General features: G+C 45.1%; 19 protein-coding genes. All 19 read left to right on the top strand.

Features of this window, described 5'->3' with window-relative positions; all coding sequences use genetic code 11:
• The first annotated feature begins 61 nt into the window (after positions 1 to 61).
• Entirely contained in the window at positions 62 to 1,987 is a 1,926-nt protein-coding gene (locus VSQ61_RS06395; protein WP_334343614.1) for a DUF2142 domain-containing protein, read from the top strand.
• A gap of 126 nt (positions 1,988 to 2,113) precedes the next feature.
• Entirely contained in the window at positions 2,114 to 4,006 is a 1,893-nt protein-coding gene (locus VSQ61_RS06390; RefSeq protein ID WP_334343613.1) for a TIGR03960 family B12-binding radical SAM protein, read from the top strand.
• A 78-nt stretch (positions 4,007 to 4,084) separates the two neighbouring features.
• Positions 4,085 to 4,792, top strand: a complete 708-nt coding sequence (locus VSQ61_RS06385) for a TIGR03936 family radical SAM-associated protein (RefSeq protein WP_334343612.1) — start codon at positions 4,085 to 4,087, stop codon at positions 4,790 to 4,792.
• A gap of 45 nt (positions 4,793 to 4,837) precedes the next feature.
• Entirely contained in the window at positions 4,838 to 6,037 is a 1,200-nt protein-coding gene (locus tag VSQ61_RS06380; RefSeq protein WP_334343611.1) for a ribonuclease E/G, read from the top strand.
• The gene (locus VSQ61_RS06375; protein WP_334343610.1) at positions 6,034 to 8,070 is read left to right on the top strand and encodes a BglG family transcription antiterminator; all 2,037 of its coding nucleotides are present in this window, start codon (positions 6,034 to 6,036) and stop codon (positions 8,068 to 8,070) included. The genes VSQ61_RS06380 and VSQ61_RS06375 overlap by 4 nt, the downstream gene beginning before the upstream one ends.
• Positions 8,071 to 8,260: 190 nt before the next feature.
• Positions 8,261 to 9,652, top strand: a complete 1,392-nt coding sequence (gene ulaA, locus VSQ61_RS06370; RefSeq protein WP_334343609.1) for a PTS ascorbate transporter subunit IIC — start codon at positions 8,261 to 8,263, stop codon at positions 9,650 to 9,652.
• Positions 9,653 to 9,692: 40 nt separating this feature from the next.
• A complete protein-coding gene (locus VSQ61_RS06365) occupies positions 9,693 to 9,974 on the top strand; it encodes a PTS sugar transporter subunit IIB (protein ID WP_334343608.1) in 282 nt (93 codons plus the stop codon).
• Positions 9,975 to 9,989: 15 nt separating this feature from the next.
• The gene (locus VSQ61_RS06360; RefSeq protein WP_334343607.1) at positions 9,990 to 10,427 is read left to right on the top strand and encodes a PTS sugar transporter subunit IIA; all 438 of its coding nucleotides are present in this window, start codon (positions 9,990 to 9,992) and stop codon (positions 10,425 to 10,427) included.
• 191 nt (positions 10,428 to 10,618) lie between these two features.
• Entirely contained in the window at positions 10,619 to 11,287 is a 669-nt protein-coding gene (gene deoC, locus VSQ61_RS06355) for a deoxyribose-phosphate aldolase (RefSeq protein WP_334343606.1), read from the top strand.
• A gap of 218 nt (positions 11,288 to 11,505) precedes the next feature.
• Positions 11,506 to 11,868, top strand: a complete 363-nt coding sequence (gene rplU, locus VSQ61_RS06350) for a 50S ribosomal protein L21 (RefSeq protein ID WP_334343605.1) — start codon at positions 11,506 to 11,508, stop codon at positions 11,866 to 11,868.
• A 6-nt stretch (positions 11,869 to 11,874) separates the two neighbouring features.
• A complete protein-coding gene (locus VSQ61_RS06345) occupies positions 11,875 to 12,195 on the top strand; it encodes a ribosomal-processing cysteine protease Prp (RefSeq protein ID WP_334343604.1) in 321 nt (106 codons plus the stop codon).
• A 4-nt stretch (positions 12,196 to 12,199) separates the two neighbouring features.
• The gene (gene rpmA, locus VSQ61_RS06340) at positions 12,200 to 12,487 is read left to right on the top strand and encodes a 50S ribosomal protein L27 (protein WP_087306297.1); all 288 of its coding nucleotides are present in this window, start codon (positions 12,200 to 12,202) and stop codon (positions 12,485 to 12,487) included.
• 118 nt (positions 12,488 to 12,605) lie between these two features.
• The gene (gene obgE / locus VSQ61_RS06335; RefSeq protein ID WP_334343603.1) at positions 12,606 to 13,898 is read left to right on the top strand and encodes a GTPase ObgE; all 1,293 of its coding nucleotides are present in this window, start codon (positions 12,606 to 12,608) and stop codon (positions 13,896 to 13,898) included.
• A 13-nt stretch (positions 13,899 to 13,911) separates the two neighbouring features.
• Positions 13,912 to 14,205 carry a ribosome assembly RNA-binding protein YhbY gene (gene yhbY, locus VSQ61_RS06330; protein ID WP_334343602.1) on the top strand — a complete coding sequence of 98 codons (294 nt, stop codon included), beginning with the start codon at positions 13,912 to 13,914 and terminating at the stop codon, positions 14,203 to 14,205.
• Positions 14,174 to 14,833, top strand: a complete 660-nt coding sequence (nadD, locus tag VSQ61_RS06325; RefSeq protein ID WP_334343601.1) for a nicotinate-nucleotide adenylyltransferase — start codon at positions 14,174 to 14,176, stop codon at positions 14,831 to 14,833. The genes yhbY and nadD overlap by 32 nt, the downstream gene beginning before the upstream one ends.
• A 9-nt stretch (positions 14,834 to 14,842) precedes the next feature.
• On the top strand, positions 14,843 to 15,448 hold the full coding sequence (gene yqeK / locus VSQ61_RS06320) for a bis(5'-nucleosyl)-tetraphosphatase (symmetrical) YqeK (protein ID WP_334343600.1): 606 nt from the start codon (positions 14,843 to 14,845) through the stop codon (positions 15,446 to 15,448).
• 51 nt (positions 15,449 to 15,499) lie between these two features.
• Entirely contained in the window at positions 15,500 to 15,862 is a 363-nt protein-coding gene (gene rsfS, locus VSQ61_RS06315; protein ID WP_334343599.1) for a ribosome silencing factor, read from the top strand.
• Positions 15,863 to 15,950: 88 nt separating this feature from the next.
• On the top strand, positions 15,951 to 16,637 hold the full coding sequence (locus VSQ61_RS06310) for a DUF554 domain-containing protein (RefSeq protein WP_334343598.1): 687 nt from the start codon (positions 15,951 to 15,953) through the stop codon (positions 16,635 to 16,637).
• Between the two features lie 18 nt (positions 16,638 to 16,655).
• Complete coding sequence (locus VSQ61_RS06305) at positions 16,656 to 17,282, top strand: NUDIX hydrolase (RefSeq protein ID WP_334343597.1); 627 nt, start codon at positions 16,656 to 16,658, stop codon at positions 17,280 to 17,282.
• The last annotated feature ends 25 nt before the right edge of the window (positions 17,283 to 17,307 follow it).

Here is a 17,307-nt window from a genome sequence, read left to right as displayed (position 1 = left end):
TCAGGTACAATAGCAGCAATTGCTATCTGTGAAAGGGATTTTTGTAATTATGGAGGGATTTATGAAAAAAATGCCCTTAATTCAGGGCAGGCGGGTAAAATTGCTTTTGGGCTGCGCCCTGTTTGTCTGGCTGCTGGCGTGCATGTTAGTTACGCCGGTCTACACAACTATAACGATAAATTTTGCAGAAGATCCCAGTGGGGAGTATATTACTACTGTTTATGCAGGACCAAGGCAGCATGTGCGGCCGGAGGATGCAAAAAGCAGGGTGATTAACAGCGGAACGGCACGGATTTCCTTTTGGGATATCCAGTATGGTTCCCACTGTTCCCTGAAGCGGATTGATCCGCTGGACGGGGCATATGATGTGAGTCCTTTGGTGATAGAGAGCCTGACTGTGCGGCAGAATGGTTTTGTGACGATTGCTCTTGAGGGAGAGGAGCTTAAAAGCTGCTTTACTGGGAATGAACATGTGCAGTTTACAGAAGATGCGGGTTTTTCTTTTGAAGTTACGGGAGAGGATCCCCAGCTTCTTCCTTCGGATAGCTTCTGTGCTTTGTATCGACAGTTCCGGCTTCCCGTATTTTTGGCGGGATTTTTCGGCTCCCTTGGTATATGGGTGTTTTTGTTCCTTCTGTGCCGCTGGCTGTACAGAGAGCAGCAGACGGCTTCCCTTCTGGAGCGGCGGGCCAGCTTTCTGTTTGCGGCAGGGCTGCTTGGCGCAGTTTTTATGTGCGTTTATACGGGGCTTCGAAGCCCTTTCTGGCTGAATCCAGATGAATATGATGTGAAAGCGGCAGTTACTTATTATTTTACTCATTTTATGCCGCCGGATATCCGCAGCGATATTATTACGGACAGTTTTCCGGTATACGGAACGTCCCGGCATTTTGAATGGAATTTATTTTATTTTTATGCAGGGAAGCTGGGGCAGTTTTTTCAGGATCCGGCCGTTCAGATGCGCCTGTTCAGTCTGATTCTTTTTTCTGTCATGGCAGGGATTGCGCTGAAAAATATCCGGAAGCATTACGCTCTTTTGCTGGTGCTTCTTCTGACCCCTCAGGTATGGTATATTTTCAGTTATTCCACTTCGGATGCATTGGACTTTTTTGTGGGGTTTTTAAGCCTTTACGAGCTTTTGGAGGAGAATAGTATGCTGAACCGGCTTCTTCGGGAGAATTACAGGAGACGGCATCTTCTCTATTATGGGCTTTTGAGTATTTTGTTTGTGCATCTTTTGTGGGCTAAGGCAACCTTTTATCCCATTTTGGTTTTCCTGTTTTTGATTTTGCTGATTGGGATGCTGCACCAGGAAAAGCGGAAGAGAGGGGCTTTGCTGCGCAAATATTTGATTCTTGCAGGGCTGACTTTGGGAATTTTCGTAGTGCGTTATATGATCACGGATTATCCTTATTATGGCTTTAATAAGCTTGGGGCTGTGATTGAGGTAACGGAGCTTCGGGCAGATTATGGCTACAAGCCCTCCACGCCGCCTATAGAGCAGGCGTATTCCATGAGCTTTTTTGGAAAGGGCATTACCCTGGGAGAGCTTTTGACGGAATATGAGTTCCACCAGAACCTTTTTCGGACTTTTGCAGGCTTTTTTGGGACTTATGCTTTTGGGGAGAGAGGCTGGTATTATCTTGTTATGGGACTTTTGTATCTGGCTTTCCTGGGGCGGATTACATGGCAGTTTATCCGTATGAAGAACCGGCAGAAATGGTGGGAGTATGGAGCTGTCGCATTCTGCTGCTTCCTCCAGTATGCACTGATTGTTTTTAACTCCTGGTTTATCGATTTTCAGCCACAGGGACGTTATCTGCTTCCGATCCTGTTTTTTATCTCTTATCTGACGGCTCGGACAAGGCAGCCTCAGAAGGACAAGGTGATTCAGGGGATACTGGTGTGCACCTGTCTTTTGTCCCTGTTTGCTTTCTGGCATGTGGGCATTCCGAATCTGGTTCCGGATCGGGTGGTATTGCCCTAGATGCTTCAATTACATTGACTTTTTTGAAAAAGCCTTTTATACTGAATGAAAGGAAGGGGCTGTTGCAAAAGTTCACAGGCGTTTGCAGCAGTCTTTTTTCTAAGGAATGATGAAGGATGAATATGTATGAAGAAATTGGCTCTTGATGATACCATATTATTAAAAATAGAAAAGCCGGCCCGGTATATCGGCAATGAGATCAATGCAGTGCAGAAAGATAAGTCCAGGGTTGATGTCCGGTTCTGCATGTGCTTTCCGGATGTGTATGAGATTGGCATGTCCCATCTGGGGATTCAGATTCTCTATGATATGTTTAACCAGAGGGAGGATGTATGGTGCGAGCGTGTCTACTCTCCCTGGGTGGATCTGGATCAAGTTATGCGTGAAAAAAAGATTCCGCTCTTTGCATTGGAATCTCAGGATCCCATCAGGGACTTTGATTTTCTGGGCATTACGCTTCAATACGAAATGTGCTATACCAATGTACTGCAGATTCTGGATTTGAGTGGGATTCCTTTGTTTGCGGACAAGCGTGGGGAAGCAGATCCAATCGTTATCGGAGGCGGTCCCTGTGCCTGTAATCCGGAACCGTTGGCTGATTTTTTTGATCTGTTTTATATTGGAGAGGGAGAAACCTCCTATTATGCCTTGCTTGATGCTTATAAGGCACATAAAAAGGCAGGGGAGAGCAGGCAGGAGTTTCTTCAAAAAGTAGCTCAGATTCCCGGCATCTATGTTCCTTCTCTTTATAAAGTAACGTATCATTCCGACGGAACTATTGCTTGTATGGAGCCGACGGATCCTTGCGTGCCGGCCAAGGTGCAGCGTCAGGCAGTGTCTGATTTGACCAATACTTTTTATCCTCAAAAGCCCTTAGTTCCCTTTATTAAGGTTACGCAGGATCGGGTAGTTCTGGAGATACAAAGGGGCTGTATCCGGGGTTGCCGGTTCTGTCAGGCCGGAATGCTCTATCGTCCCACAAGGGAGCGGGATCTTGAGATGCTGAAGACTTCGGCCCAAAAGATGCTTAAAGCTACCGGACATGAGGAGATTTCCTTAAGTTCTCTAAGTTCCAGCGATTACTCAAAGCTCCCGGAGCTGGTAACTTTTTTGCTGGAGACCTTTGGAAATCAGGGAGTCAATATTTCTCTGCCCTCCCTGCGGATTGATGCCTTTTCCCTGGATGTGATGAGCAAGGTTCAGGATATCCGCAAAAGCAGCCTGACCTTTGCGCCGGAGGCCGGTTCCCAGCGCCTTCGTGATGTGATTAACAAAGGGCTCACCGAGGAAGTGATTTTAGAGGGAGCGGGAGCTGCCTTTGAGGGCGGCTGGAATAAGGTGAAGCTTTATTTTATGCTGGGTCTTCCTACGGAGACAGAGGAAGATCAGAAAAGTATTGCGTGGCTGGCGGAAAGAATTGCGAAGCGTTATTATGAGATTCCCAAGGAGCAGAGAAACGGAAAATGCCAGATTACCGTCAGCACTTCCTTTTTTGTGCCAAAGCCCTTTACGCCTTTTCAGTGGGCAAGAATGTGTACAAGAGAAGAATTTCTTGAGAAAGCCCACAGGGTAAATATGGAAATTAAGGCTCAGTTAAACCGCAAGAGTATTAAGTACAATTGGCATGAGGCGGATGTGACTGTGCTGGAGGGTGTATTCGCAAGAGGAGACAGACGGCTTTCTAAGCTGCTCCTTCGAGCTTATGATAAGGGATGCCTCTTTGATTCCTGGACGGAATGTTTTCACAATGAACGGTGGATGGAAGCCTTTGAGGAGACAGAGACGGATCTGCTGTTCTATACCACACGAAATCGGAAGCAGGATGAGATCTTCCCCTGGGACTTTATTGACAGCGGTGTTACAAAGAAGTTCCTGTATGGGGAGTGGGAACGGGCAATGAATGAGACGGTTACGCCTAATTGTAAGCAGCAGTGCCAGGGGTGTGGTGCAGGACGCTATGGAAGCGGAATCTGTTTTTTACAGGGTACCATGAGTCAGGATAAGGCAGAAAAAGAGTAAGCTTCTGAATTAGGGAACATGAAATTTTCCGGCTTATTCGGGTTAGAATGTATAGAAAGAAACGAGGATAAAAGGGTTATGAAAATCCGGGTAAAATTCCGCAAGTATGGGGTAATGAAATTTATCGGCCATCTGGATATGATGCGCTATTTCCAGAAGGCTATCCGCAGGGCGGGAATCGATATCTGCTATTCCGAAGGCTTCAGCCCCCATATGATTATGTCTTTTGCTTCGCCTCTGGGGGTGGGACTTACCAGCGACGGGGAATATCTGGATATTGAGGTTGGACAGGCTTTAGCTTCCGAAGAGGCCATCCGTCGGCTGAATGATGTGATGACAGAGGGGGTCCAGGTAGTTTCCTTCCGGAAGATTCCCGATGGAAAGGCATCCAATGCCATGGCCCTTACGGCGGCGGCAGACTATGAGATTCGCTTCCGGGAGGGATGCGCTCCAAAGGAGGGGTGGCAGGAGACATTTGATGGCTTTTGCGCTTTAGAGACAGTGCCGGTAGTGAAAAAAACGAAAAAGGGTGAGCGGGAGGTGGATATCCGTCCCCTGATCTATAGGATAGAACGGCGTGAGGACTGTATCTTCATGCAGGTGGCAACGGGAAGTGCCCGGAATGTGAAGCCGGAGCTTGTGATGGAGGCTTTTGCTTCCTGGGCCGGGCTGGAATTTCCGGAGTTCGCTTTTCTGATACACCGTCTGGAGGTTTATGCGGACATGGGGACGGAAGAGAAACGGCAGTTGGTAGCTTTGGAATCTCTGGGAGAAGATATGAAGTAACATGAATTGTTTGGATTCAGATTTTGACATCTATGGAGCAATGTAATGGAAAAAAACGGAAAACTCATTATTACGAGGCAGAAAGAACAGGATAGGGGAAAGGTTCTTTCTGCCTTTTACGAAGACGGAAAAGCAACGGAATTATCCTGCTTTGGAATGGATGAAGAACAGCTTCTTGGGAGTATCTACATTGGCAAGGTAAAAAATATTGTGAAGAATATTGAAGCGGCTTTTATTGAGATTGAGGGCGGTATTCTCTGCTATTATTCTCTTCGGGAAAAGGAAGAACCTATCTATATTAAAGAGAAAAAAGGGAGTAAGCTGTCTCCCGGAGATGAGCTTCTGGTGCAGGTAAGCAGAGAAGCGGTGAAAACCAAAGCGCCTACCGTGACCTGCAATCTCAATTTTCCGGGAAAGTATCTGGTGCTTACCACAGGAAAAAAGCAGCTTGGTCTTTCCTCAAAGCTTTCTTTGGAGGAAAAGGAGCGTCTTCGGAAGATTGCGGAGCCTTTTCTTACCGGAGAATTCGGTGTCATCGTGAGAACCAATGCGGCCCGGGCTTCAAAAGAAGTGCTTGAGGAAGAATTTGAGCGTCTAAGCAAAAGCTGCCATAGAGTTTTAACCATGGGAAAGCATCAAAGCTGTTTCTCACAAGTTTATCAGGAACCTCCCGCCTATGCCGCAGCAATTCGTAATATTCATAAGGAACAATTGCTGGAGATTGTAACGGATGATTGGAAGATTTATGAAACCCTTTCCCTGTATCTTTCGGAATATCAGCCGGAGGATCAGGAGAAGCTTCATTTTTACCAGGAGGAGCGTCCCTCTCTGAATCGTTTATATGGAATCACCACAGCTTTTAAGTCTGCCCTTCAGGAACGGGTTTGGCTGAAATCCGGTGCTTATCTGGTTATTCAGCCCACAGAGGCTTTAACTGTAATTGATGTAAATACCGGGAAATATGATGGGCATAAAAAAATTCGAGATACCTTTCTTCGAATTAATATGGAAGCGGCAGGAGAGATTGCAAGGCAGCTGCGGTTACGGAATCTGTCAGGGATTATTGTTGTAGATTTTATTGATATGGAAGAAGATGAGGATCGCAAAAAGCTGATGGAGTTTTTGGACAATGAGATAAAAAAGGATCCCATAAAAACCGTTTTGGTTGATATGACGCCTTTAGGACTTGTGGAGCTTACCCGTAAAAAGGTACGCAAGACACTGAAAGAGCAGGTAGAAGAGTGAATCAATTTGAAGTATCATTAACAAAAAGCACACGGAAGGTATTAAAATTTCTTTTGGAGGAAACAAGTTCTTCGAATATTGAACAAATTATTCATGGGTCCGGAACTTCAAAGCGCAGCGTATATTATGATTTAAACCATATCCGGCATCTTTTGAAGCTTTTGAAAGCCGGTTCTCCGGACAAAGAAGACGGTATGTATCTGCTTACGCCAAAACAGAAACAATTACTGAAAGAATATCTAAGAACAGCCGGACGTTCCTTTGAAAAAAGTCATCGCATTGCTTATATTATTTGTGCTTCTATCTGTTCTCAAAAAGAGGTGCGTCTTGAGTCGCTGATTGCAGAGTTCGGTGTGTCCAGAAATGCCGTTCTCTATGATCTGGCCGAAGCAAAAAAGATTTTATCCGGTTATCAGCTTTCTTTAGTAAATACAAAAAAGAAAGGGTATCATGTAAATGGCGATGTGTTCCGTCAGCGCTCCGTCTTTTTACTTTATGTTACGGAGATTCTGGATTTGCTTGGTTCATCGGAGTTAAATCTGTTTGAAACAGGGATTGTGGATTCTTATCTGCATATTTTGAAAGAGATTACAAAAGAATTGAATCTTAATTTGGAAGAAGAGAATATGCTTGAACTGGTTTATTTGATTTTGGTGGTACAAAATACACCTGCAGTTTATCAGATTCAGCTTTTAGATATTGAATATGTAAGAGGAACCCGGGAATTTCAACTGGTGGATCATTTTTTTCAGGAAATTAAAATGCATGAAAAGTTATACCTTGCCATTTGCCTGTTGGGTTATGGGAATAATCGGCTTTACATGCATGAAAATCCCAAAGAAGAACTCAAACTTCAAGATTGTGCGGAAAAGCTGGTAAAGACCTTTGAACGGGTTGCTTGTGTAGATTTTGAACGCCGGGATGAATTGACGGCATCCCTTTATCTTCATATGAAGCTTTCTTATTTTAATTATTGCTATCTGGTGCCGAACAATAACCCTCTCTTCAAAGAAATACAAGAGGATTATGGGGAGCTCTATCGGATGACAAAGGTAAGCTGTGAGGTTTTAAAAGAAGAACTGCCCTATCTTTTGGATGAAAATGAAATTTCTTATTTGACCATTCATTTTGGTGTTTATATGCATAAAGTCAAAAAGGAGACATCCAAGGCAAGGGTACTTATTACCTGTCCGAATATTACTACAAGTTCTTTGCTGTTGAAAAGTGAAATTGAGCAGCAGTTTGATAACATTGAAGTAGTTGATATGGTACGTCCTCAGGATATCAGCAAATACACTGCTGCTAAGCAGATTGATTTTGTGATCTCCACTGTCCATTTTGATTGTATTTTCCCTCTGATTCTTGTCCATCCTATTTTGACTCAGGAAGATAAGGCAAGCATTGTATCTATGATGATGCTGCTGAATATCAGTTCAAAATCTGATAATCAACAGGTTAAGGCATTGCTAAAGATTGTGCGCAGTCATGTGGACGAGGAAACCTATCAAATAATATGCCAGGATTTGAGCAGCTATTTGAATTCCGGCGGCGCCCTTGTTACTATTCCCGAGCAAAAATATATGACGCTTCATGATATTCTTGCTAAATGCGGGGTTATGATTGCATCACATACTTATGGAAATTGGGAAAGGGCGGTAAGAGATGCGGCCCTTCCTCTTCTTGAGCAGGAATGCATCCGAGAAGACTATATTGATGCCATGATCTCTATGGCTCATGATAATGGCCCTTGGTTTGTCATCAATGATGAGATGGCCATTGCTCATGCCCATGCGGAGAATGGTGTGGATGCCCTTGGAATGACACTTACCATTTTTCAGGAAGGCCTGAATATTATGGGAAAGTCTTCCATTCATTTTCTTTTTGTCTTGGCAACGCCTAACAACCAGGATCATTTACATATTTTGCAGGATATTATGGAGTTGAGTGGAAATCCCTCTATGCAAAGGGAGCTTCTGGCGGCAGAGTGTGAGGAGGATGTTCTTTTTACTTTAAGCAAATTCACGAATATCTAAGTTGGGTACATTTTTCTGCACTGTAAATTGTGAATAAAGTTGGGCTTTTTTCTTTTTGTTTTTTTGTGTATAGTTGCCTTATCAAGAAGCTTGTTGATCAAAAGGGTAACTGTTTTTACTCAGCCTTTATAAGTTTTGCGTATTATTTTTACTTAAGGCTGATCGCAGCAAAAGAAAAGGAGAGAAAGTTATGTTTGTTATTGAGGCAATTTTGGGATTTATTGTACAGTTTATTTCAAATCCCACCATTCTGATTGCATTGATTGTGCTCATTGGTTTGCTTATTCAGAAGAAAAAATGGAATGACCTGCTTCGTGGCACCGTTAAGACAATTGTAGGATTTACACTTATCAGTTGCGGTTCCACCATTGTTATCGGTGCTGTTACTCCAATGAGTGACATGATGCAGGGAATCTTCGGATTTACCGGTACCCTTCCTGTAAATGAGTCTTGCTTCGCCGTGGCTTCCGCACAGTTCGGAACGGCCCTGTCCGGCATTATGGCAATCGCATTAGTAGTAAACCTTGTATTAGCCCGATTTTCCAAATTCAAATTTATCTATCTGACCGGTCATGAAATTATGTGGATTTCTACCGTATGTGCCATTTCTTTGGGCGCTCTTGGATTCCCCATCTGGCAGGTGCTTATCTGCGGCGGCCTGATCACCGGAACTTATATGGCGGTGTTCCCGGCCCTGATTTACAAATCCGTATGTAAGGTTACAGGTGTAAAGGATCTGGCCGTTGGTCACTCAGGAATTGTATATTATTGGATTGGCGGATTGATTGCAAAGGTTACCGGCAATAAAGACAAAGACGCAGAGAAGATTAATATGTCCAAGTCTCTGAACGTGCTTCGTGACCTGACTATTTCACTTTCTCTGGCAATGACACTGGTTTACATTTTAATTTCCGTTCTCTGTATGGTTCAGCAGCCGGAGCTGGCAGCGGCAACCTTTGGAGGAACCAATTTTATCATTTTCTCTATTACTTATGGTGTACAGTTTGCGGTATCTATCTACGTTATCCAATCCGGTGTGCGTATGATTGTAGCGGAACTTGTTCCCGCTTTCAAAGGTGTTGCGGAGAAGTTTATCAAAAATGCGGTTCCTGCTCTGGATATTCCGATTCTGTATCCCTACCAGCCCAACTCCGTATTGATCGGCTTTTTGTGTGCGGCTATCGGCGGCGTGCTGGCATTCTTCCTTCAGTTGGCGTTGGCCGGAACAGCCCTGGAGCTTCCGCTGATTCTTCCGTCTCTGTTCACGGCGTTCTTCTATGGTGCAACCGTAGGCTGTGTAGCCAATAAGGAAGGCGGACTTAGAGGTGTAATCATCAGCTCTCTGCTTACAGGATTTATCATTGCCCTGTTCCCGGCTCTGCTTATTAAGTTTGGCGGTGTAAATGTAGAGGGAACTACCTTTGGCGGTGCGGACGCTACGGTAGTTGGTATGTTTAATACACAGATCGGCGGCACCATAGGAAGTACCGGATTCCTGGCTGTGTCTGTCCTGGTATTCCTTGCGCCAATTATCTACAGTGTACTTACTAAGAACAAACCTGGCTTTACTGAGGAAGCTTAAATGAAATGTCCGCATGCTGCGGACGGAAAGGAGTTATATAATGAAAGAAATCAATCGAATCTTATGCTGCTGTATGACCGGAATGGGTTCCTCTTTCCTGGTAGCTATGAATGTAAAGAAGGTAATGGAGAGCCTTGGCATGGAGGATGTACTGGTAGATCATGCCGGAACCTATGATGCGGTTCCCGGTGCGGCGGATCTCTTTGTCTGCTCTGCGGATATCTATGAAGAGTGTTCTCGTGCAGGGGATGCGATTCCCTTGGAGCATCTGACGGATTACGAAGAAGTAGAAACGAAAATTAAGGCTTATTTAAACAGCTAGATGGGACGTATTGATATGATAACTGAAATGTTAAAGCTCGAAAACGTTCGTATTATTGAGGAAGACTGTGACTGGGAAAAAGCTATTTATATCTCCATGCAGACCCTTCTGGAGCAGGGATATATTACCGAGCAGTATCCCAGGACCATTATCGACACAACAAAAAAGCATGGTGCTTACTATGTATTGTGTCCGGATGTGGCCCTTGCCCATTCCAGGCCGGAGGACGGCGTGATTAAGAAGCAGCTGGCCCTTACGCTGTTTCGCCATCCCATATCCTTCCCCAACAAGAAGGATACGGTTCGGCTGATTATTGCTTTGGCGGCCGAGGATTCCAACAGCCACCTGGATGTGCTGGCCCAATTAGCGGAGCTTTTGAATGATGACAGCAGGATTCAAAGCTGTGTGAATATGAATTCCTCCCAGGAGCTTTATGAGGAATTTGTTAAATAATAGAAGTCCGGCTAAGAAACGTCAAGTGTTTAAAAGAAATACTTTCTGCCGGACGGTAAAGTTGCGAAAGCGCACGAGAGGAATTTTCATGAGTGCACTTTCGAATGAAAGTTTCTCTCATAGGTGTGCGCTGAAGTAACTTTACCCTTTAGTACCATTGCGTAGCAACTTAAAAAGGAGAAAAAAATCACATGGACAAAACATCATTTACAAAGGAATCCCTTGCAGCATATATGGATCACACACTTTTAAAGGCAAATGCGTCAAAGGAGCAGATTCTTGAAATTTGCCGGGAGGCAAAACAATATCATTTTGCATCTGTCTGCGTGAATTCTTATTGGATTGCACTTGCTGCAAAGGAACTGAAAGGGACGGATATTTCACCCTGCTGTGTTGTTGGCTTCCCTTTGGGAGCAATGTTGACCTCCGCAAAGGTTCGTGAGACAAGGGATGCGGTTGCCGCAGGCGCAAAAGAAATTGATATGGTTCTTAATATAGGAGCGGTTAAGAGTGGCGATTGGGATGCCGTAAAGGAGGATATCGCAGCTGTAAATGCAGCTAAAGGCAGCGCAAAGCTAAAGGTAATTCTTGAAACCTGCCTTTTGACAGATAAAGAGAAAGTAAAAGCCTGTGAAATATCCAAAGAAACGGGAGCTGATTTTGTTAAAACTTCTACAGGTTTTTCTGTCGGCGGAGCTACGGCTGCGGATGTGGCGCTGATGAGACGGACAGTAGGTGAGGACATGGGTGTAAAGGCTTCCGGAGGTATAAGGACCCTGGAGGATGCATTGGACATGATTGAAGCAGGGGCGAGCCGGCTTGGTGTCAGTGCCGGTGTGAAGATTGTGGAAGAGCTGTAAAGGATTGATACTTTAACAGTCTCTAAGAAAAAAGGGTTCCAATGATTTTTCATTGGGAACCTTTTTAACGATACTAAATTGAAAAAAATCTTGACAATTTCATCCATCCATGCTATCCTGATACGGATGCCGCACAGTGGGGTAAAAGTATGTGCTTTTTTATGCAAAAGAAAAGCATATCACCGAAGCTGGCGAGTAATGATAATAGGAGGTGCCATATGTACGCAATTATTGCAACAGGTGGTAAACAGTACAAAGTATCTGAGGGCGACGTTATCAGAGTGGAAAAGCTCGGCGTGGAGGCTGGTTCGACTTATAAGTTTGATCAGGTTCTGGCAGTGGGCGGAGACACTATGACAGTTGGAACCCCCACTGTGACGGGAGCAACTGTTACCGCATCTGTAGTCGGTGACGGAAAAGGCAAGAAGGTCATCGTTTACAAGTACAAGAGAAAAAGCGGATATCACAAAAAGAACGGCCACAGACAGCAGTACACAGAATTGAAGATTGAGAAGATCTCTGTGAGGAAGCCGCGTGCAAAGAAGGCTGTTGCAGAAGCTGAGACTGAAGCCGCAGAATAAGTTGTTATGATTACAGTAACCATATATAAGGATTCCAGTCAGTATAATCGGTTTTCCGTGGAGGGACATGCAGGCTATGCCCAGAAAGGGTTTGATATCATCTGTGCAGCAGTCAGCGCTCTGACGGTGAATACGGTAAATTCTATTGAGACATTTACCGAGGACAGACTTTCGGCAGAAGAGAAGAACGGATTTCTTATCTGCCAGTTTGAAGGCCCCCTGTCTTCGCAGGCGGCGCTTTTGATGGATTCCATGGTGCTTGGCTTAACAGACATTCAGAATAACTATGGAAAGCAATATATCAGATTGATCTTTAAGGAGGTGTAAGACTATGTTGCAGATGAACCTTCAATTGTTCGCACATAAGAAGGGTGTTGGTTCTACCAAGAACGGAAGAGATTCCGAGTCAAAGCGGTTAGGCGCAAAGAGAGCAGACGGACAGTTCGTAAAGGCTGGTAACATTCTTTACAGACAACGCGGAACCAAGATTCACCCTGGTGTAAATGTAGGCCGGGGAGGAGACGATACATTGTTTGCTTTGACAGACGGTATTGTTCGTTTTGAAAGAAAAGGAAGAGATAAGAAACAGGTTTCTATCGTTCCGGTAGCAGCAGAATAAGTGTGATGAGGCTTCAAGTCGGTAGATTTGAAGTCTCTTTTACTAATATGGCATATGAGAAGATTTCTTATGAAGCTTCCCTGTGCAATATTTGTTTTTATGAAGAAAGGTTAACTCTATGTTTGCAGATAGAGCAAAGATTTGGATCCGTTCCGGAAAGGGCGGCGACGGGCATGTGAGCTTTCGGCGGGAGCTGTATGTTCCCAACGGCGGACCTGACGGCGGCGACGGCGGAAAAGGCGGAGACGTGATCTTTCAGGTAGATGAGGGCCTGAACACTCTTTACGATTACCGTCATAAGCGGAAGTATAAGGCTGAGGACGGAGAAGAGGGCGGAAAACGGCGCTGTCATGGAAAGAATGGCAGTGATATTATAATGAAAGTTCCGGAAGGAACCGTGATCAAGGAAGCGGAAAGCGGGAAGGTCATTGCGGATATGTCTGGGGGAAATACCCGTCAGGTAATCCTAAAGGGCGGCCTTGGAGGGGCAGGCAATCAGCATTTTGCCACTTCTACCATGCAGGTGCCCAAGTATGCCAGACCGGGTCAGCCGGCCCAGGAACTGGAGGTGCTGCTGGAGCTCAAGGTCATTGCAGATGTGGGATTGGTGGGATTCCCCAACGTAGGGAAGTCCACACTGCTTTCTCGTGTTACCAATGCACAGCCTAAAATTGCCAACTATCACTTTACCACTTTAAACCCCAATCTGGGTGTAGTGGATTTGGACGGAGGCGGCTTTGTGATTGCAGATATTCCGGGACTTATTGAGGGCGCTTCCGAGGGTGTGGGACTGGGACATGAGTTCCTGCGGCATATTGAGCGCACCCGGGTGATCATTCATCTGGTAGATGCGGCTTCTACGGAAGGGCGGGATCCGGTGGCTGATGTGTATGCCATTAACCGGGAACTAAAGGCATACAATGAGGAGATTGCATTAAGACCGCAGGTGATTGCAGCCAATAAGATTGATGCAATTTACGATGACGGGGAAACCAATCCTATTGAGCGTCTGAAGGAAGAATTTGAGCCGAAGGGTATCCGGGTTGTGCCTATCTCTGCGGCGGCGGGAACAGGTCTTAAGGAGCTATTGTATTATACAAAGGAGCTTCTTGATGGTACGGAGCAGAAGCCTATTGTATTTGAACAGGAATTTTTTCCGGAGGAAATGCATGTGGACGAACAGCTTCCTTACACGGTGGAGAAGTCCGCAGAGGAAGAGGGCGTCTTTATTGTGGAAGGACCCCGGATTGAAAAGATGCTGGGCTATACCAATTTGGATTCAGAGAAGGGCTTCGTATTCTTCCAGAATTTTCTGAAGGATACGGGGATTTTGAAGGACTTAGAGGAAGCCGGAATTCAGGAAGGCGATACGGTAAAAATGTACGGACTGGCCTTTGAATATTTCCGGTAGGAGGATTTTTGAAATGACAAGCAAACAACGAGCCTATTTAAAAAGCCTGGCTATGACTATGGATCCCATTTTTCAGATAGGCAAGGCTTCTGTAACGCCGGAGCTTTGCGCTGCCATCAGCGAGGCTTTGGCTGCACGGGAACTGATTAAAATAAGCGTTCTGCAAAACTGTGTGGATGATCCCAGGGTCATTGCCCAGACGCTGGCGGAACGCACCCATTCACAGGTTGTACAGGTAATCGGAAAAAAAATCGTACTCTACAAAGAGGGCAAGGATGACAAAAAGCGGATTGAACTGCCCCGATAATGGGGGGAAAAGAAAAAAGGTAGGCATTCTGGGAGGAACCTTTGATCCCATTCACACAGGCCATCTGATTCTGGCAGAAGAAGCCTTTGCGTCCTTTGGCCTTGATTATGTTCTTATCATGCCCAATGGCAATCCGCCCCACAAACCGGGACAGGTACATGCAACCATGGAGCAGCGCACCCATATGGCGGAGCTGGCATCTGCCGGCAATCCGCATCTTAAGGTGTCTGATTTTGAAAAGACGCCCCAGGATTACCATTATACTTATGAGACACTGGAATTTCTCACGAAGAAGCATCCGGATACAGATTTTTACTTTATTCTGGGGGCGGATTCTTTGGTTTTGTTCCATACCTGGATGGAACCGGGACGGATCTGCAGATGCTGCCGGATTCTGGCAGCTGCAAGAGACCGGATGGAGATTGAGGTCTTAGGGGAGCATATGGAACGTTTAAAACGGGATTATGGCGCTGTGATTGAGCCTTTGGAAACACCTAATATTGATATTTCCTCCAATATGCTTCGGGAACGGGTGCGCAGCGGGAGGAGCATCCGCTATTATGTGCCGGAAGCAGTGGAAGCCTATATTCGGGAACAGGGATTATATAGTGAAAACCACAGGAAATGAGGAATTCGGATGAAAAACTATGATATGAAAGCTTATCAGAAGAAATTGAAGCATGAGATGGACGACGGACGCTATCAGCACACCTTGGGAGTTATGTATACCTGTGCGGCTCTTGCTATGCGTTACGAATATGACATTCAAAAAGCCCAGATGGCCGGTCTCCTTCACGATTGTGCCAAATGCATTCCAAATGGAAAGAAGCTGAAGCTCTGTGAAAAGCACAATATTCAGATGACAGAGACAGAGCGCAGAAATCCTTTCCTGCTTCATGCCAAGCTGGGGGCGTTTTTGGCCATGGACCAGTATGGGATAACGGACAAGGAGATTATCAGTGCGATTTTGAATCACACCACAGGAAAGCCGAATATGTCCCTGCTGGACAAGATTGTCTATGTTGCTGATTATATTGAGCCGAAACGCAACAAAGCAGAAAATCTGCCGGAGGTTCGAAAGCTGGCTTTTATAGATATCAATCAGGCTTTGTACCGGATTCTTTCAGATACATTGAAATATCTGGACAAGGGATCCAGTGAGATTGATGAAATGACTGTAAAGGCGTACGAGTATTACAGAGAAAAACAGGAAGGCCTGGCAGAAAATGCGCAACTGGAATAAAAAGTCCAGCTTAGTACCATTGCGCAGCAATTTAAAAAAGGAGGGAAGCATATGACTCTGAAACAATCAAAGGAAATGGCAAAGAAGGCTTGCCAGGCATTGGAGGATAAGAAAGCAAAGGATGTGCGTATTCTGGACATATCCGAGGTCAGCGTACTGGCAGATTATTTTCTCATTGCAAGTGGTTCCAATCGGAATCAGGTGCAGGCCATGGTGGATAATGTGGAGGAGAAGCTTCGTGAAGCAGGCTTTTCCCCAAAGCAGGTGGAGGGATATAATACGGCTAATTGGGTCTTGCTGGATTACGGCGACATTATCATCCATGTGTTTGATGAAGAAAATCGACTATTTTACGATTTGGAGCGAATTTGGCGTGATGGTTCGCTGATACAGGCGGAAGAACTGGAGGTGTAGCCTGCAGATACCTTGCCGGACAAAGTCTGCCTGTCCATAAAGTATATTGATTTAGCATTACTACAGCATTTGACAGGAGGATATACCAATGATTTTGACAGGAGCAGTAGTTAATGCACTTGCCGTATTTATCGGAAGCGCTGTAGGTCTTTTGCTGAAAAAAGGCCTTCCGAAACGTATGGGAGAATCCATTATGAAAGGCCTCTCCCTTTGTGTGATTTATATTGGCATCAGTGGGGCCTTTGAGGGGGAAAATGTGTTAATTGCCATTGTATCTATGGCTGTTGGAACGGTGATCGGAGAGCTTTTGAACTTGAATGTCCGGATGGAACGGCTGGGAGAGTGGATCCAAAATAAGTTTCAATCTAAAAATAGCCAGACTTCTGTTGCGGAGGCCTTTGTCACCAGCAGTCTTTTATTCTGTACTGGAGCCATGACGATTGTGGGTTCTCTGCAGAGCGGTTTATCCTTAGATCACAGTACTCTTATTGCCAAATCTCTTATTGACGGGATTGCAGCCGTAGTACTTGCTTCCAGTCTGGGCTTTGGCGTTTTCTTTGCAGGTGTTCTGTGTCTGGTTTATGAGGGAGGATTGGCTTTGTGCGCTCAGTTTATTGAGCCTTTCCTGACTGCCGCAGTGATCAATGAGATGACCTGTGTGGGGTCTCTCCTTATTATGGGAGTAGCCATCAATATGCTTTTTAAAAATAAAATCTGCGTGATGAATTCCATTCCGGCTGTATTTATGCCGATTCTGCTGTGCAGATTTATGTGATAGAAAGGGGAGAGACGGATGGGAAAGATTTTAAAAGTTACACAGGTTACAGACAATCGATTTTTAAATATGTATGATTTAGAGGTGGAGGATAAGTTTGGAAATCAGCATCCCTATCAGGTAGCTTCCAGAGCCCGGCACAAAGAGGATATGAAGCTTGCCACAGGGAAAAACAAGCCGGACGGGGTGATTATCTATGCCCTTTATGGGGAACAGAAGGATCATGTAGTGCTGATCCGGCAATATCGTTACAGCATCGGAAACTATATCTATGAATTTCCGGCTGGCCTGATTGATGAGGGGGAGGATTTTCATAAGGCAGGTGTCAGAGAGTTAAGAGAGGAGACGGGCCTTACCTTCCACCCTGTTGAAGTGGATCCGATCTATTCCAAGCCTTATTTTACTACCATTGGAATGACCGATGAGTCCTGTGCCGCAGTATATGGCACAGCGGAGGGAGAGATCTCGAAAAAAGAGCAGGAGGAGACAGAAGAGATAGAAGTAGTTTTGGCAGATCGAAAGGAAGTTCTGCGGATTCTCAGAGAAGAGCATGTATCTCTTATGTGTGCTTATATGATGATGCACTTTCTACATGAAGATCCGAAAGATCCCTTTGGATTTTTAGAGGGATATCGGTCTGTTTGAGAACTTAAAGATACTGGCAGTCCGT

Origin of the sequence: Candidatus Merdisoma sp. JLR.KK006, from assembly GCF_036941035.1 — a bacterium.
In the GTDB taxonomy this organism is placed as follows: domain Bacteria; phylum Bacillota; class Clostridia; order Lachnospirales; family Lachnospiraceae; genus Laedolimicola.
The sequence above is the reverse complement of the archived record's forward strand: the minus strand, read 5'-3'. Positions and strand labels throughout refer to the sequence as shown.

What these genes read in the sequence shown, in the direction of transcription:
- deoC (WP_334343606.1), top strand. Translation starts at nt 10,619, where the DNA reads ATGGACAAAACATCATTTACAAAGGAATCCCTTGCAGCATATATGGAT.
- VSQ61_RS06360 (WP_334343607.1), top strand. Translation starts at nt 9,990, where the DNA reads ATGATAACTGAAATGTTAAAGCTCGAAAACGTTCGTATTATTGAGGAA.
- nadD (WP_334343601.1), top strand. Translation starts at nt 14,174, where the DNA reads ATGACAAAAAGCGGATTGAACTGCCCCGATAATGGGGGGAAAAGAAAA.
- VSQ61_RS06310 (WP_334343598.1), top strand. Translation starts at nt 15,951, where the DNA reads ATGATTTTGACAGGAGCAGTAGTTAATGCACTTGCCGTATTTATCGGA.
- VSQ61_RS06305 (WP_334343597.1), top strand. Translation starts at nt 16,656, where the DNA reads ATGGGAAAGATTTTAAAAGTTACACAGGTTACAGACAATCGATTTTTA.
- VSQ61_RS06380 (WP_334343611.1), top strand. Translation starts at nt 4,838, where the DNA reads ATGGAAAAAAACGGAAAACTCATTATTACGAGGCAGAAAGAACAGGAT.
- VSQ61_RS06385 (WP_334343612.1), top strand. Translation starts at nt 4,085, where the DNA reads ATGAAAATCCGGGTAAAATTCCGCAAGTATGGGGTAATGAAATTTATC.
- VSQ61_RS06365 (WP_334343608.1), top strand. Translation starts at nt 9,693, where the DNA reads ATGAAAGAAATCAATCGAATCTTATGCTGCTGTATGACCGGAATGGGT.
- yqeK (WP_334343600.1), top strand. Translation starts at nt 14,843, where the DNA reads ATGAAAAACTATGATATGAAAGCTTATCAGAAGAAATTGAAGCATGAG.
- obgE (WP_334343603.1), top strand. Translation starts at nt 12,606, where the DNA reads ATGTTTGCAGATAGAGCAAAGATTTGGATCCGTTCCGGAAAGGGCGGC.
- VSQ61_RS06390 (WP_334343613.1), top strand. Translation starts at nt 2,114, where the DNA reads ATGAAGAAATTGGCTCTTGATGATACCATATTATTAAAAATAGAAAAG.
- rplU (WP_334343605.1), top strand. Translation starts at nt 11,506, where the DNA reads ATGTACGCAATTATTGCAACAGGTGGTAAACAGTACAAAGTATCTGAG.
- yhbY (WP_334343602.1), top strand. Translation starts at nt 13,912, where the DNA reads ATGACAAGCAAACAACGAGCCTATTTAAAAAGCCTGGCTATGACTATG.
- rsfS (WP_334343599.1), top strand. Translation starts at nt 15,500, where the DNA reads ATGACTCTGAAACAATCAAAGGAAATGGCAAAGAAGGCTTGCCAGGCA.
- ulaA (WP_334343609.1), top strand. Translation starts at nt 8,261, where the DNA reads ATGTTTGTTATTGAGGCAATTTTGGGATTTATTGTACAGTTTATTTCA.
- VSQ61_RS06345 (WP_334343604.1), top strand. Translation starts at nt 11,875, where the DNA reads ATGATTACAGTAACCATATATAAGGATTCCAGTCAGTATAATCGGTTT.
- VSQ61_RS06395 (WP_334343614.1), top strand. Translation starts at nt 62, where the DNA reads ATGAAAAAAATGCCCTTAATTCAGGGCAGGCGGGTAAAATTGCTTTTG.
- rpmA (WP_087306297.1), top strand. Translation starts at nt 12,200, where the DNA reads ATGTTGCAGATGAACCTTCAATTGTTCGCACATAAGAAGGGTGTTGGT.